A 13594-nucleotide genomic window follows, 5' to 3' on the forward strand; every position below is an offset into this window, starting at 1 on the left:
AATGACGACTGACATCACCACGAAGTCCCAGGAGGCGGCCGCCGTGCCGCCTCCTGGGCGCGCGTCCGAGAAGAAGCGGGTCCGGCAGGGGCACAAGCGCCTGCTGACCCGCCGCGACCGCATCACGCTGGCCTTCATGGCCGGCGTGCCGACGGTCCTCCACGTCCTGCTGGTCTGGGTGACGGCCGTCGCCTCGATCCTGCTGGCCTTCACCACCTGGGACGGCATCGGCTTCGACTCCATCAAGTGGGTCGGGTTCGACAACTTCCAGCAACTCTTCAGCGACAACCCGCAGTTCTGGCCCGCGGTCCAGCACAACGTCATCTGGTTCGTCGTACTGATCCTGATACCCACGCCGTTCGGCCTGTTCCTGGCCGTGCAGCTGGACAAGCGGATCCGGTTCACCCGGGTCTACCAGACGGCGTTCTTCCTGCCGGTCGTCATCTCCATGGCGTGCATCGGGTTCGTCTGGCAGCTGATCTACAACCCGGACACGGGCCTGATCAACAGCATCATCGGCGCCAACAAGCCGGGCCACTACATCGACTGGATCGGCGACCCGAAGCTCAACCTGTGGGCCGTGCTGATCGCCGCGTCCTGGCGGCACGCCGGCTACATGATGATCCTCTACCTGGCCGGCCTGAAGAGCGTCGACCCGTCGCTGCGCGAGGCCTCCGCCCTCGACGGCGCCAACGAGTGGCAGACGTTCAAGAACGTCATCTTCCCGACCCTGCGGCCCACCAACACGGTCGTCCTGGTCGTCACCATCATCGAGGCGCTGCGCGCCTTCGACCTGGTCTTCGTCTTCAACAAGGGCGCCCAGGGCACCGAGTTGCTCTCCATCCTGGTGACCAACAACATCATCGGCGAGTCCAGCCGCATCGGTTACGGTTCGGCGATCGCGGTGGTCCTGCTGGTCATCTCCCTGATCGTGATCATCCCGTACCTGATCGCGACCTTCCGGAAGGAGCGGCGCGCATGAGCACCGTGAGCGCGCTGGGCAAACAGCGCACCCCGATCCGTCCGGCCCGCGTCCTGCTGCACGTCTTCCTCGCCGTCACCGCGCTGGCGTGGCTCGCCCCGCTGCTGTGGGCGGTCTTCTCGGCGCTGCGCCCGTACAGCGAGACCAGCGACCGCGGTTACGTGTCCTGGCCGCACACGCTGAACTTCGACAACTTCAAGAACGCGTTCACGCAGTCGGACATGACCCACTACTTCATGAACACGCTGATCATCGCGGTCCCGGCCGTGCTGCTCACGCTGTTCCTGTCGTCGATGGTCGCGTTCTACGTCAGCCGCTTCGACTTCCGGCTCAACCTGGCGCTGCTGCTGGTGTTCACGGCGGGCAACCTGCTCCCCCAGCAGGTCATCATCACCCCGCTGTACCGGATGTACCTGCTGACGAACCTGCCGGGCATCACCCAGAGCGGCAAGCTGTACGACTCCGCGCTCGGCCTGGTCCTCATCCACGTGGCGTTCCAGTCCGGGTTCTGCGCGTTCGTGCTCAGCAACTACATGCGGTCCCTGCCGCACGAGCTGACCGAGGCGGCGCTGGTGGACGGCGCGTCGGTGTGGCGGCTGTACTGGCAGATCACGCTGCCGCTGTGCCGGCCGGCGATGGCGGCCCTGGCGACCCTGTTGTCGATCTGGATCTACAACGACTTCTTCTGGGCGCTGGTGCTGATCTCGACCGGTGAGAACATGCCGATCACCTCGGCGCTGAACAACCTGTCGGGCCAGTACTTCACCGACCCCAACCTGGTCGCCGCCGGTTCGCTGCTCACCGCGATCCCGACGCTGGTCGTGTACTTCGCGCTGCAGAAGCAGTTCGTCAGCGGCCTGACGCTGGGCTCCGCCAAGGGCTGAGACGGCCCCCTCCGAAAGAGAACCCCGTGCACAACCCGTTCACCCCGGTCGCCTCCGTACCCGTGGACACGTACACCGCCCGTGTCCACGAGGAGGGCTGGCAGTCCTGGTCGCCGAGCGGCTCGTACCCCCTCGGCGCCCGCCCGCACCGCCCGGCGAACGCCAACTGGGCGACCGTCTGCTACCGCCCCGGCCGTACGGCGCCCACCCGGGCGTACCAGGGCGAGGGCCTGCTGGCACTCGACCCGGGTGACGGCTCACCGGTCCGGCTCTGGGCGGCCACGAACCCGCTGCACGAGGTGCCGTCGGTCCGGCTGACCTTGGCGGGCGGGACCGCCGAGGTCGAGGCCGACGGCCCGGTCAAGGAGTGGACGGGCACCGGCGTCCGGTCCGTGCTGGCCGAGTGGGCGGACTCCCTGGGCGTGCCGGCGCCCCGCCCGGCGCCCACCGTGTGGTGCTCCTGGTACGAGTACTACACCGCCGTCACCGAGGACGACATCCACGAGAACCTGCGCGCGATGGACACCCTCGACCTGCCGATCGACGTGGTGCAGATCGACGACGGCTACCAGAGCGCCCTGGGCGACTGGCTGAACCTCTCCGGCCGGTTCCGCTCGCGGCGCGGCATCGCGGACGCCATCCGCGGCCGCGGCCGCCGGGCGGGCATCTGGACGGCGCCCTTCCTGGTCGACCCGGCGAGCGCGCTCGCCGAGACGTACCCGGACTGGCTGGTCCGCGACCCCGACGGCAACCCGCTGCACGCGGGCCGCAACTGGGGCCACGACCTGTACGTCCTGGACACCACCCACCCGGCCGCCGCGGCCTACCTCACCGACGTCTTCGCCACGCTGCGCGCCGAGGGCTACGACTACTTCAAGGTGGACTTCCTCTACGCGGGCGCGATGGACGGCGTACGGCACTCGGGGGCGGACCCGCTCACCGCGTACCGGCTGGGCATCGCCCTGATCCGGGAGGCCATCGGCGCCGGCGCCTACCTGCTGGGCTGCGGAGCGCCGATGCTGCCCTCCATCGGACTGTTCGACGCGATGCGGATCAGTCCCGACACGGCCCCGCACCGTCGCTCCGAGGCCCGCGACTTCAGCCAGCCGGGCCAGGACCCGGCCGAGTTCACCGGGGTCGGCCGCCAGTGGCAGCACGGCCGGCTCTGGGTCAACGACCCCGACTGCCTGATGGCCCGCCCCGCCGTGGAGACCCGCGCCCGCTGGGCGGCCCATGTGGAGGCCGTGGGCGGCCTGGTCGCCTCCAGCGACCGGCTGCTCTCCCTCGACCCGTGGGGTGTGGACATCACCCGCCGCCTTCTCACCGGAGCAACCGGAGCAACCCGATGACCGACCGCGCCCTCTCCGTCCCCGGCATCGTCTACGGCGGCGACTACAACCCCGAGCAGTGGCCCGAGGAGGTGTGGGCCGAGGACGTCCGCCTGATGCGCGAGGCGGGCGTGAACATGGTCAGCGTCGGCATATTCTCGTGGGCGCTGCTGGAGCCCTCCGAGGGCGTCCACGACTTCTCGCGGATGGACCGGATCCTCGACCTGCTCCACGAGAACGGCATCGCCGCCGACCTCGCCACCCCGACGGCCGCCCCCCCTGCCTGGTTCTTCCGCGCCCACCCCGAGGCGCTCCCCGTCGACCACGACGGGCGCACCCTGTCGTACGGCAGCCGCCAGACCTTCTGCCCGAGCAGCCCCGCCTACCGGGCGGCCGCGCTCCGCATCGCGGGCGCGATCGCCGACCGGTACGCGAGCCACCCGGCCGTGAAGATGTGGCACGTCCACAACGAGTACGGCTGCCACAACGCGGCCTGCTACTGCGACACCAGCGCCGAGTCCTTCCGGCGCTGGCTGCGGGCGAGGTACGCCGACGATCTGGCCGCCCTCAACCACGCCTGGGGCACCGCCTTCTGGAGCCAGTGGTACTACGACTGGGACGAGGTCCTGCCGCCCCGCGCGACCGGTGCCGTACCCAACCCGACGCACCAGCTGGACTGGCGGCGGTTCTGCTCGGACGAACTGCTGTCCCTGTACACGGCGGAGCGGGACGTGCTCCGTGAGGCGGCCCCGGCGATCCCGGCCACCACCAACTTCATGGTGATGCACAACTTCGACGCCCTCGACTACTGGCGGTGGGCCCCGGAGCTGGACGTGGTGGCCAACGACCACTACCTGATGTCCGCCGACCCCGAGTCGCAGATCGACGTCGCCCTCAGCGGTGACGTGATGCGGTCGCTGGCGGGCGGGCCGTGGCTGCTGATGGAGCACTCGACGGGCGCGGTGAACTGGCAGCCCGTCAACCGGGCCAAGACCGCTGGTGAGTTGCGGCGCAACGCGCTCGCCCACGTCGCGCACGGCGCCGACGGCATCTGCTACTTCCAGTGGCGGGCGGCGAAGGCCGGTGCCGAGCAGTGGCACTCCGCGATGCTGCCGCACGCCGGGACCGACAGCCGGATCTGGCGGGACGTGGTCCGGCTGGGCGCGGACCTGCGGGCGCTGGCGGAGGTGCGCGGCGCCACCGGCACCGCCGAGGTGGCCGTGGTCTGGGACTGGGACGCCCGCTGGGCGCTGGAGTTCCCCTCCCAGCCGAGCGGCGAACTGCGCTACCAGGACCTGGTCCGCGCCTGGTACGAGCCGCTGTGGCGGGCCGGGGTGGCCGTGGACTTCGTCCGGCCGCAGGCGGACCTGTCGGCGTACAAGGCGGTGCTCGTACCGAGCCTGTACCTGGTCGACGACGCGGGCGCGGCGAACCTCACCGCCTTCGCGGAGGCCGGCGGCACCCTCGCCGTCGGCTTCCACAGCGGCATGGTGGACGAGAACAGCCATGTCCGGCTGGGCGGTTACCCGGGGGCGTTCCGTGAGGTGCTGGGCGTGCGCACGGACGAGCTGTTCCCGCTGCTGCCGGACGAGCGGGTGGCGCTGAGCGGGGGCGGCACGGGCACGCTGTGGTCGGAGCGGGTGCGGCCGGAGGGTGCCGAGGTGGTCGTGTCCTACGGCGACGGGCCGCTGGCGGGTGTCCCGGCGGTGACGCGGAACGCGTACGGGGCGGGCGGTGCCTGGTATCTGGCCACGCTGCCGGACGCGGAGACCCTTGCGGGGCTGCTCGGCCGGATCCGCGAGGAGGCGGGCGTGGCCGCCGGGCGTACCGCGCCGGAGGGTGTGGAGGTCGTCGTGCGGCGCGGGGCGGACGCGGACTACGTGTTCGTGATCGACCATGCGGGTGCGGGGGCGGAAGTCTCGGTGGCCGCGGGGTCGGTGGAGCTGCTGTCCGGGAAGGCGGTCGACGGGGTCGTCGTCGTGGCGCCGGGTGAGATCGCGGTGGTGCGGGAGCCGCAGGCGTCCGCCTAGCGCCGCGTCGGCGAGGTCGTGGGCGACTGCGAGCCCGTCGTGGCCGGTCGTGCAGTTCCCCGCGCCCCTTCGGGGGCGCGGGGGTGAGCGTCAGTTGGAGGCGAACGGGCCGTCCAGGGCAGCCCATTGGAGCAGCATGATGGTCTTCGCGTCGGCGATCTCGCCGGTGCGGATCATCTCCAGGGCGCGGCGGAAGGGGAGTTCGAGGATCTCGATGTCCTCGCCCTCCTCGTCCAGTCCGCCGCCCTCGTGGGTGCGGGTGGCCGGGGTGTACGCGGCCGCGTAGAAGGAGATCCGTTCGGTGACCGAGCCGGGGCTCATGTAGACGTCGAAGACGTGCTGGACGTCGCCGACCGTGTGGCCGGTCTCCTCGACGACCTCCCGGCGCACCGCGTGCTCGGGGTGCTCGTCGTCGGCGTCCAGGAGGCCCGCCGGGGTCTCGACGAGCATGCCGTCCGGGTGACCGTTGACGTACACCGGGAACCGGAACTGGCGGGTGAGCAGGACGGTTTCGCGTTCGGTGTCGTAGAGCAGCAGCGTGGCGCCGTTGCCGCGGTCGTGGGTCTCGCGCTCCTCGGTGTGCCAGCTCCCGTCGGCGTGCCGGTAGTCGAAGGTGGTGGCCCGCTCGACGTACCAGTGGCTGGAGAGCAGCTTCACCTCCCGGACCCGCACGCGGGGGTTGCCGGTCAGGTCCAGGCCGGTGCGGTCGAGTCCGGTGCGGCCCCGGCGGTCGGGGGTGTCGATGCCGGCGGTCATCGCGGGCCCGCCGGGCGGGCGGAGGCGTTCGGGTGAGTCATGATCACCTGTCTACCATCCGCCCGTGTCCGGCCGACCCGGCCCCACTCCCCCGTGCGCAGCGTCTAGTGCGCCTCGGCCCGCGCCGGGCCCTCGTCGAGGAAACCTCCCGACTGGTGCTGCCACAGCTTGGCGTAGGCGCCGTCGGCGGTGAGCAGTTCGTGGTGCGTGCCCTGCTCGACGATCCGGCCGCGGTCCAGGACCACCAGCCGGTCCATGGAGGCGACCGTGCTCAGCCGGTGCGCCACCACCAGTGCCGTACGCCCCTCCATGAGCCGCCACAGCGCCTCCTGGACCAGCATCTCGCTCTCGGAGTCCAGCGCGCTGGTCGCCTCGTCCAGGAGCAGGATCGGGGCGTCGCGCAGGATGGCCCGCGCCAGGGCGACCCGTTGGCGCTGGCCGCCGGAGAGCTTGACGCCGCGCTCGCCGACCATGGTGTCGAAACCGTCCGGCAGCGCGTCGGCGAACTCCGTGACGTGGGCGGCCTCGGCGGCGAGCCGGATCTCGTCCTCGCCCGCGCCGGGCCGGGCGAAGGCGATGTTGTCCCGCAGGGTGCGGTGGAACATCGCCGGGTCCTGCGGCACGTAGGCGATCTGGCTGCGCAGGTCGGCCTGGCGCAGCCGGCTGATGTCCTGGCCGCCGATGGTGATCCGCCCGCCGTCGATGTCGGTCATCCGCAGCAGCAGGCGGGTGAGCGTGGTCTTGCCGCCACCCGACCGGCCGACGAACCCGAACTTCGAGCCGCTGGGCACGTCCAGCTCAAGACCCTCGAACAGCGGTTTGGCACCCGCGTGGGTGAAGGAGACCTTCTCGAACCGGACGTCGGCGGCCCGCGGCGCGAGCGGTTCCGGTGCCACCGGGTCCAGCACGGTCGGCGGTTCCAGAAGCAGTTCGGTGAACTGGGCGGCCTCCGTCATGGAGCTCTCCATGCGCCGGTAGATCTGGTTGAACTCGAACATGATCCGGGTCGCGTTGGTGTAGTAGGTGAAGGCGACCACGACCGCCTCCACACCGTGCCCGCCGCCCGACAGCACCACCGCGAGCAGCAGGCCCAGCGCGTTGGTCGCGACCGACATCGGCGCGACCAGCGTGTCGATGCGCAGGTTGCCGTAGTCCCAGGAGCGCAGGGTGCGCCGCCTCGACTCGGCGACCCGGGAACGGTGTTCGGCCGCCTCCCGTCGCTCGGCGGCGAACGCCCGGACCGTGTCCATGTTCATCAGGCTGTCGGCGACGTGCCCGGAAACCCGGGCGATGGCCTCCTCCCGCTGGGCGACCAGCCGCTGCCGCCGCCGGATCAGCGGCACCACGCACACCGCGGTGATCGCGATCATCGTCAACAGGCCGACGACCAGGAGGGGTTCGTAGCGCCACAGCACCACCGACCCGAACAGCAGCGGAACGAAGCTGCCGACGATGTTGAAGGTGAGCGTGTCGGCGAACTCCTCGAAACGGGTGGCGAAGCTCAGTACCCGCTTGGTGAGCGAGCCCGCGAAGTTGTCGTGGAAGAACGCGGAGTCCTTGGCGAACAGCTCGTCCATCCCGATGACGTAGAGCTGCTCGATGCCGAGCGCGTCCAGGCGGTTCAGGCAGTGCAGTCCGATCCGCCAGAAGACCTCCGCCAGCAGCAGGACCCCGCCGAACCCGAGGACGTACGGCAGGGCCGCGCGCGGGCCGAGGCCGTGGCCGTCGGCGATCCGGCCGACCAGCTTGGCCACGACCAGCGGCGCCCCGTAGTTGATCCCGATGTTTCCGAGTGCCGGCAGCAGCATTCCGGGCAAGGTGAACCACTTGAGCCGCGCCAGTTCCCGTCCGTAGTAACGAAGTGCGAGCAGGACGGCACCTTGTCGGGGTCCGCTCGCCGGTAAATCGACCGAGGATGTCATGTTCAACCCTGTGTAGTCGTCGTACGGCATGCCGAGTCGGCCGGCGCATGGTTCGCGTCGGCTTCGAATCGGCAGGTCAGGAAAGGGAAGTGTGCCGTGACGAGGGTCACCGGGTCCACGTGTTTTCCGGGCGGCGGCTACTGTCCGAACACGTGGTCCATTCCGTGCTCGTGCCGCTCCCAGTCACCGTCCGTGAGATCGAGCAGCCGTTCGGTCTCGGCCGGGCCGGGCAGCGGACCGCGGTCGCCGGTCACCCGGAGCGCGGAGACGGCCGTGATGTGCCCGAGCCGCAGGGCACGGGTGAGCGGGTCCCCGCGCAGCAGTCCGGCCAGGAAGCCCGCCGCGAACGCGTCGCCGGCACCGACGGGTTCCACCACCGTCGTGCGCAGCGCGGTCACCGTGCACGACCCGTCCGCGGTGACGGCCGTGGCGTCCCGGGCACCGTCCTTGACCACGAGGATCCGCGGGCCGGGCACCAGGTCCCGCACGCCGGCGACGGTCAGGTCCTCGCCCCACAGCCGCTGGGCCTCGTCCAGGCCCACCAGCACGATGTCGGCCCGGGCGGCGAGGGCGCGCAGGACCCGCGGCGCGGTGCCGTCGGGCCACAGGGCGGCACGGTGGTTGACGTCGAAACTGATGGCGTACGGACGGTCGGCGGGCGGCGTGGCGAGGGCGCGGTCCACCAGGTCGCGGCAGGCCGGCGAGAGGGCGGGGGTGATGCCGGTGAGGTGCAGGAGGGCGGCGGACCGCAGCGGTTCGCCGGCCAGCAGGCCCGCGTCCAGGGCCGAGGCCGCCGAGCCGGCGCGGTAGTAGTGGACGCGGGTTCCGGCGGGGCCGGGGTCCTTGACCAGGAGGCCGGTGGGCCGGTGCGGGTCGGTGCGCACATGGCTGACGTCGACCCCGGCGGCGGCGACCGTCGCGCGCACCCGGTAGCCGAACGGATCGTCGCCGACGGCCGAGAGCCAGACGGCCGGGACGCCGTGGTCGGCGAGGTACATCGCCACGTTGGACTCCGCGCCCGCCGTGGACAGCCGCAGCTCCGCGGCCTCGGCCAGCGGCCGGGGCGGGTCGGGCGCCAGGGCCGCCATGGTCTCGCCGACGCAGACGACCCGCCCCGGGGCCGGCCGCCAGGATGCCGTCATGCCCGTCCGTCCTCGGCCACGGCGGCCAGGAACGCCCGGGCACGCTCGCGCAGCGCGGCGAGGCTGCCGCCGGCGGCCGCGTCGCCGACCAGCGGGGAGCCGACGCCGACGGCACTCGCCCCGGCCGCCAGGTAGGCCCGGGCGGCCGAGACGTCGACGCCGCCCACCGGGACCAGCACCGCGTCCGGGAAAGGGCCGCGCAACGCCTTCAGATAGGCCGCTCCCCCGGCCTCGGCGGCGGGGAAGAGCTTCAGCGCGGCCGCACCGCGGGCCTGCGCGGCGATGACGTCGGTGGGGGTCATGACGCCCGCCAGGACCGGCATGCCGAGGTCCAGCGCGGTGTCGACGCCCGCGCCCAGACCGGGGGTGACCGCGAAGGTGGCGCCCGCCCGGTGGGCGGCCCGCGCGTCGTCGGCGGTCAGCACCGTGCCGGCGCCGAGCGGCCGGGTGGCGCCCAGTTCCTCGCGCGCCCGGGCCAGTACGCCGAGCGCGTCCGTGCCGCTGAGGGACACCTCGATCAGTTCGACGCCCTCCTCGGCCAGGGTCAGCACGGTGCGCAGGGCGGCGTCCGGGTCGGTGCCGCGCACGATGGCGACCAGCCTGCGGGAGGTGAGTGCGGCACGCAGATCCACGGCCAGGGCTCCTTCTGGGGGTTCGGGTTTCCGGGGCGACCGCCTCCCGAGGTTCGGGGCACTCGGGCAGAGGCGGTCGCCTCCGCGGTTCGGGGCACTCGGGCAGAGGCGGTCGCCTCCGCGGTTCGGGGCACTCGGGCAGAGGCGGTCGCCTCCGCGGCTCGGGGCACTCGGGCAGAGGCGGTCGCCTCCGCGGCTCGGGGCTTTCGGGGACTCGGGCCGCCGCGAGGTTCGGGCCTCGCGAACGGCGGTGGGCGGGCTTCGCGGCCGGGGCACTCAGGCAGCGCCGGGCGCCTTGCGACGGGGCTCGGACGGCGTCGGCCGCCTCTTCGGCGGGGGTGCTGGGGGTTGTCGGTCACCGTCCGGGGCTCGGGCTCTCCAGGAGTACGGGTCAGGGGCAGTCGCAGCCGGCGCGGACCGTCAGGCGCCAGCGGACCTCGCCCGAGGCGCCGACGCGGGCCGCGTCGTCCGGACCCGCGTCGGCGAGGTCGAAGACGCGGCCGAGCATGGGTTCGACACCCGTGCTGCGGTAGGGCCGGCCGGCCGGGAAGCCGCCCAGGTTGCGCCACAGGGCGACCGAGACCGGCTGTCCGTCCGCCTCGACGGCGAAGGAGAGCCGGTCACCGGCGTCGTGCACACAGCACCGGCCGCCGGCCACCACCGCCCCGGCCGCCGTGCCGTCGTCCGGCCCGAAACGGTCCAGGCGCAGCCCGAGCGGCGCGGGCCAGGTCCCCTCCAGCCACGGCGCGCCGTCCGGCCAGGGCCGGTCCACCAGGGGGGCCGCCTCCGGGAACAGCCGGGTCGGCGCTCCCCGCCGGGCCCCGACCACGGCCTGCTCGGAGAGGTCGAGCAGCGCGTGCGCGGCCCACAGGAAGCGGAAACCCGGCTCGGCCGACAGCACGTAGTCGGCATGGACACCGTCCGCCGTCGCGCCGAACTCCCGTCTCAGGGTGAAGCGTTCGCAGCGGACGCGGGCGCCGGCGCCCTCCCGGGTCCAGGCCCGGGACCAGGCGTCCCCGTGGTCGGGCGTGCCGCGCACGGTGGGCACGCACTCCTCCAGTCCGCCGGCGTCCACGAACGTGTCGCCCGGTTCCACGCCGTCGCGTCCGGTGTCCTCGCGCCGCCACAGCCATTCGCGGCCGCCGTGCCGCAGCGAGGTCCAGCGGCCGCCGTGCGCGAGGTCGGTGACGACGTCCATCACCACTCCGCGAACGAACCGTCGGCGTGCCGCCACACCGGATTGCGCCACTGGTGGCCGGACCGGTCGGCGGCGCGGACGGCCGCCTCGTCGACGGTGATGCCGAGTCCCGGGGCGTCGCCGCGCCGGGCGTACCCGTCGACGAACCGGAAGGGTTCGGTGTCCACCAGGTAGGAGAGGAGATCGGCCTCCTTGTTGTAGTGGATGCCCCGGCTCTGCTCCTGGATCAGGAAGTTGGGGGTGGCGAAGGCGACCTGGAGGCTCGCCGCCAGCGCGATGGGCCCGAGCGGGCAGTGCGGGGCGAGTTGTGCCCCGTAGGTCTCGGCGAGCGAGGCGATGCGGTGCACCTCGGAGATTCCGCCCGCGTGGGACAGGTCGGGCTGGGCGACCGCGATGCCCGCGGCGAGCACGGGCAGGAACTCGGCCCGGGAGTAGAGGCGTTCACCGGTCGCCAGCGGCACCGGGCTGGCGGTGACCAGGCCGGGCAGCAGGTGGCCCTGCTCGGGGACGACCGGCTCCTCGACGAACAGCGGGTGCAGGGGAACCAGTTCGGTCAGCACGCGGCGGGCGCTGGCGGCGGTGAAACGGCCGTGGAAGTCGACGGCCACGTCGCGGTCGGGGCCCAGGGCCTCCCGGGCGGCCGTCACCCTGGCGACGACCGCCGCGGTCTCCGAGGCGGTGGTGATCGGCGAGGTGGCTCCGGCGGCGTTCATCTTCACCGCGGTGAAGCCCGCCTCCACCTGGGCCGTGACCTGCTCGGTGAGCTGGGCCGGTTCGTCGCCGCCGACCCAGGCGTAGACCCGGACCCGGTCGCGTACCGGGCCGCCGAGCAGGGCGTGAACGGGGGCGCCGTAGGTCTTGCCGGCGATGTCCCACAGCGCCTGGTCGAGTCCGGCGACGGCGCTGGACAGGACGGGGCCGCCCCGGTAGAAGCCGCCCTTGGTGAGCACCTGCCAGTGGTCCTGGACGCGCAACGGGTCCTGTCCCACCAGGTACTCGGCGAGGACCTCGATGGCGGCCCGCACCACCTCGGCGCGGCCCTCCACGACGGGTTCGCCCCAGCCCACCACCCCCTCGTCGGTCTCCACGCGGCAGAACAGCCAGCGCGGCGGGACGAGGAAGGTCTCTATTCGTTCGATCTTCACTGGCCGCCGCTGCCTTTCGGGTCGTCGTCGGTGCCGCCGAGCCGGGCCAGGTCGCGGCCCGCCTGGTCGAGCAGGGCGCGCATGGCGCGCTCGGCCGCCTCGGGGTCGCCGTCGCGGACGGCGTCCAGGACGGCGCGGTGGGCGGGGACGGGGGGCTCGCTGTGCGGGGAGCTGTGCACGATGCGGTCGCGGTGGGCGAGTCCCGACTCGATCACCATCTCCATGCGTTCGAGCAGTTCGTTGTGGGTGGCGGCGAGCAGGGCGCGGTGGAAGGCGAGGTCGGCGTCGACCGCGTGGCCCGGGTCGGCGTCGTCGTGCCGTCCCATGGCGTCCAGGGCCTCCTCCAGGGCGGCGAGGTCGGCCTCGGTGCGGCGTTCGGCGGCGAGCCGGACGGCGGCCGGTTCGATGATCGCCCGGACCTCGGCGAGGTTGTGCAGCAGCGACCGGTCGGCGCCGGCGCCGGCGGCGCCCTCGAAGCGCCAGCGCAGCACATCGGCGTCCAGGAGGTTCCAGTCGGCCCGGGCGCGCACGAAGGTGCCGCGTTTCTGTCTGGCGTCGACCATGCCCTTGGCGGCGAGCACCTTCAGGGACTCGCGCAGGGCGGTGAGGCTGACGTCGAGTTCGCTCTGCAGCGCCACCAGGTCGAGGGTGGCCCCTTCCGGGATCGCGCCGCCCAGGATGCGGCGCGCCAGGGCCTCCACGGTCTGGCCGTGCACACCGCGTCGGGCGTAGGGCGTCATGTCGTACGGCCTTTCTGTTCAGGTCGTGGTTCGGCGGTGCTCACACGGAGTCCTTGACGACGCTCCAGCCGCCGTCCACGACCAGCCGGGCGCCGGTGACGAAGGAGGCCTCGTCGGCGCAGAGGAACGCGATGGCCGCGGCCACCTCCTCGGGCCTGCCGAACCGGCGGGCGGCGGTCTGCGCGACGCTGCGCTCCCGCTCCTCGGGCGGCACCCGGTCCCAGGCGCCGGTCAGGACCGGCCCGGGCAGCACCGCGTTGACGCGTACCTCGGGCCCGTACTCGACGGCGAGCTGGCCGCTCAGGGAGAGCAGCGCGCCCTTGGCGGCGGCGTAGGCGGGGTGTCCGGGGATGCCGGCGTGGGCGTGCACCGACGAGGTGAGCACCGCGGCGCCGTGTCCTGCCCGCAGGTCGGGCAGGACCGCCTTGAAGCCGAGGAAGGCCGCGGTGAGGTTGACGGCCAGCTGCCGCCGCCAGGACTCGGCCGGCATCTCGTGGGCCGGGCGGACGTCGACTGTGTAGGCGTTGCTGACGAGCACGTCGACGGGCCCGTAGGCGTGGGCGGCGGTGACGATCCGGGCCCAGTCGTCCTCGGCGGCGACGTCGGCGTGCACGTAACGGGCCCGGCCGCCGTCCTTGGTGATCCCGTCGACCACGGCCTGTCCGCGTTCGTCCGCGATGTCGACCACGACGACGGCGGCCTCCTCGCGGGCGAGGCGTTCGGCGGTGGCGGCTCCGATGCCGGAGGCGGCACCGGTCACCACGGCGGTGCGGCCGGTGAAGCGGGCGCCGTACCGGCGTACGGACTGGTCCATCGGGCTCCTTAGAGGGTGAGC

General features: G+C 72.8%; 12 protein-coding genes. 4 read left to right on the forward strand and 8 right to left on the reverse strand.

The window, feature by feature from the left end; all coding sequences use genetic code 11:
- Position 1: 1 nt before the first annotated feature.
- From ACFY3I_RS00935 to ACFY3I_RS00950, 4 genes are read left to right on the forward strand one after another with little or no spacing between them, the layout of a single operon-like run.
- A complete protein-coding gene (locus tag ACFY3I_RS00935) occupies positions 2-982 on the forward strand; it encodes a sugar ABC transporter permease (RefSeq protein WP_365291407.1) in 981 nt (326 codons plus the stop codon).
- Positions 979-1866 carry a carbohydrate ABC transporter permease gene (locus tag ACFY3I_RS00940; protein ID WP_365291409.1) on the forward strand — a complete coding sequence of 296 codons (888 nt, stop codon included), beginning with the start codon at positions 979-981 and terminating at the stop codon, positions 1864-1866. The genes ACFY3I_RS00935 and ACFY3I_RS00940 overlap by 4 nt, the downstream gene beginning before the upstream one ends.
- A 26-nt stretch (positions 1867-1892) precedes the next feature.
- Entirely contained in the window at positions 1893-3215 is a 1323-nt protein-coding gene (locus tag ACFY3I_RS00945) for a glycoside hydrolase family 36 protein (RefSeq protein ID WP_390858763.1), read from the forward strand.
- Positions 3212-5224, forward strand: a complete 2013-nt coding sequence (locus tag ACFY3I_RS00950; protein WP_390858764.1) for a beta-galactosidase — start codon at positions 3212-3214, stop codon at positions 5222-5224. The genes ACFY3I_RS00945 and ACFY3I_RS00950 overlap by 4 nt, the downstream gene beginning before the upstream one ends.
- 90 nt (positions 5225-5314) lie before the next feature.
- Here the strand turns inward: ACFY3I_RS00950 and ACFY3I_RS00955 are convergent, their stop codons facing one another.
- From ACFY3I_RS00955 to ACFY3I_RS00990, 8 genes are all read right to left on the reverse strand, one after another.
- Entirely contained in the window at positions 5315-5980 is a 666-nt protein-coding gene (locus ACFY3I_RS00955) for an NUDIX domain-containing protein (RefSeq protein WP_365291415.1), read from the reverse strand.
- 104 nt (positions 5981-6084) lie between these two features.
- Positions 6085-7902 (reverse strand): ABC transporter ATP-binding protein, encoded by a 1818-nt coding sequence (locus ACFY3I_RS00960; protein ID WP_390858765.1) that lies wholly within the window; start codon positions 7900-7902, stop codon positions 6085-6087.
- A 137-nt stretch (positions 7903-8039) separates the two neighbouring features.
- Positions 8040-9044 carry a sugar kinase gene (locus ACFY3I_RS00965; protein ID WP_390858766.1) on the reverse strand — a complete coding sequence of 335 codons (1005 nt, stop codon included), beginning with the start codon at positions 9042-9044 and terminating at the stop codon, positions 8040-8042.
- Positions 9041-9676, reverse strand: a complete 636-nt coding sequence (locus ACFY3I_RS00970) for a bifunctional 4-hydroxy-2-oxoglutarate aldolase/2-dehydro-3-deoxy-phosphogluconate aldolase (protein WP_365291421.1) — start codon at positions 9674-9676, stop codon at positions 9041-9043. Before ACFY3I_RS00970 ends, ACFY3I_RS00965 begins: the two co-directional genes overlap by 4 nt.
- A gap of 391 nt (positions 9677-10067) precedes the next feature.
- Positions 10068-10874 (reverse strand): hypothetical protein, encoded by an 807-nt coding sequence (locus ACFY3I_RS00975; RefSeq protein WP_390858767.1) that lies wholly within the window; start codon positions 10872-10874, stop codon positions 10068-10070.
- Positions 10874-12019, reverse strand: a complete 1146-nt coding sequence (dgoD, locus tag ACFY3I_RS00980) for a galactonate dehydratase (protein ID WP_390858768.1) — start codon at positions 12017-12019, stop codon at positions 10874-10876. The genes ACFY3I_RS00975 and dgoD overlap by 1 nt, the downstream gene beginning before the upstream one ends.
- Positions 12016-12759 carry a FadR/GntR family transcriptional regulator gene (locus ACFY3I_RS00985; RefSeq protein WP_390858769.1) on the reverse strand — a complete coding sequence of 248 codons (744 nt, stop codon included), beginning with the start codon at positions 12757-12759 and terminating at the stop codon, positions 12016-12018. Before ACFY3I_RS00985 ends, dgoD begins: the two co-directional genes overlap by 4 nt.
- A 40-nt stretch (positions 12760-12799) precedes the next feature.
- Positions 12800-13573 carry an SDR family NAD(P)-dependent oxidoreductase gene (locus ACFY3I_RS00990; protein WP_390858770.1) on the reverse strand — a complete coding sequence of 258 codons (774 nt, stop codon included), beginning with the start codon at positions 13571-13573 and terminating at the stop codon, positions 12800-12802.
- Positions 13574-13594: the final 21 nt, after the last annotated feature.

Origin of the sequence: Streptomyces sp. NPDC001068 (assembly GCF_042897315.1) — a bacterium.
In the GTDB taxonomy this organism is placed as follows: Bacteria; Actinomycetota; Actinomycetes; order Streptomycetales; family Streptomycetaceae; genus Streptomyces.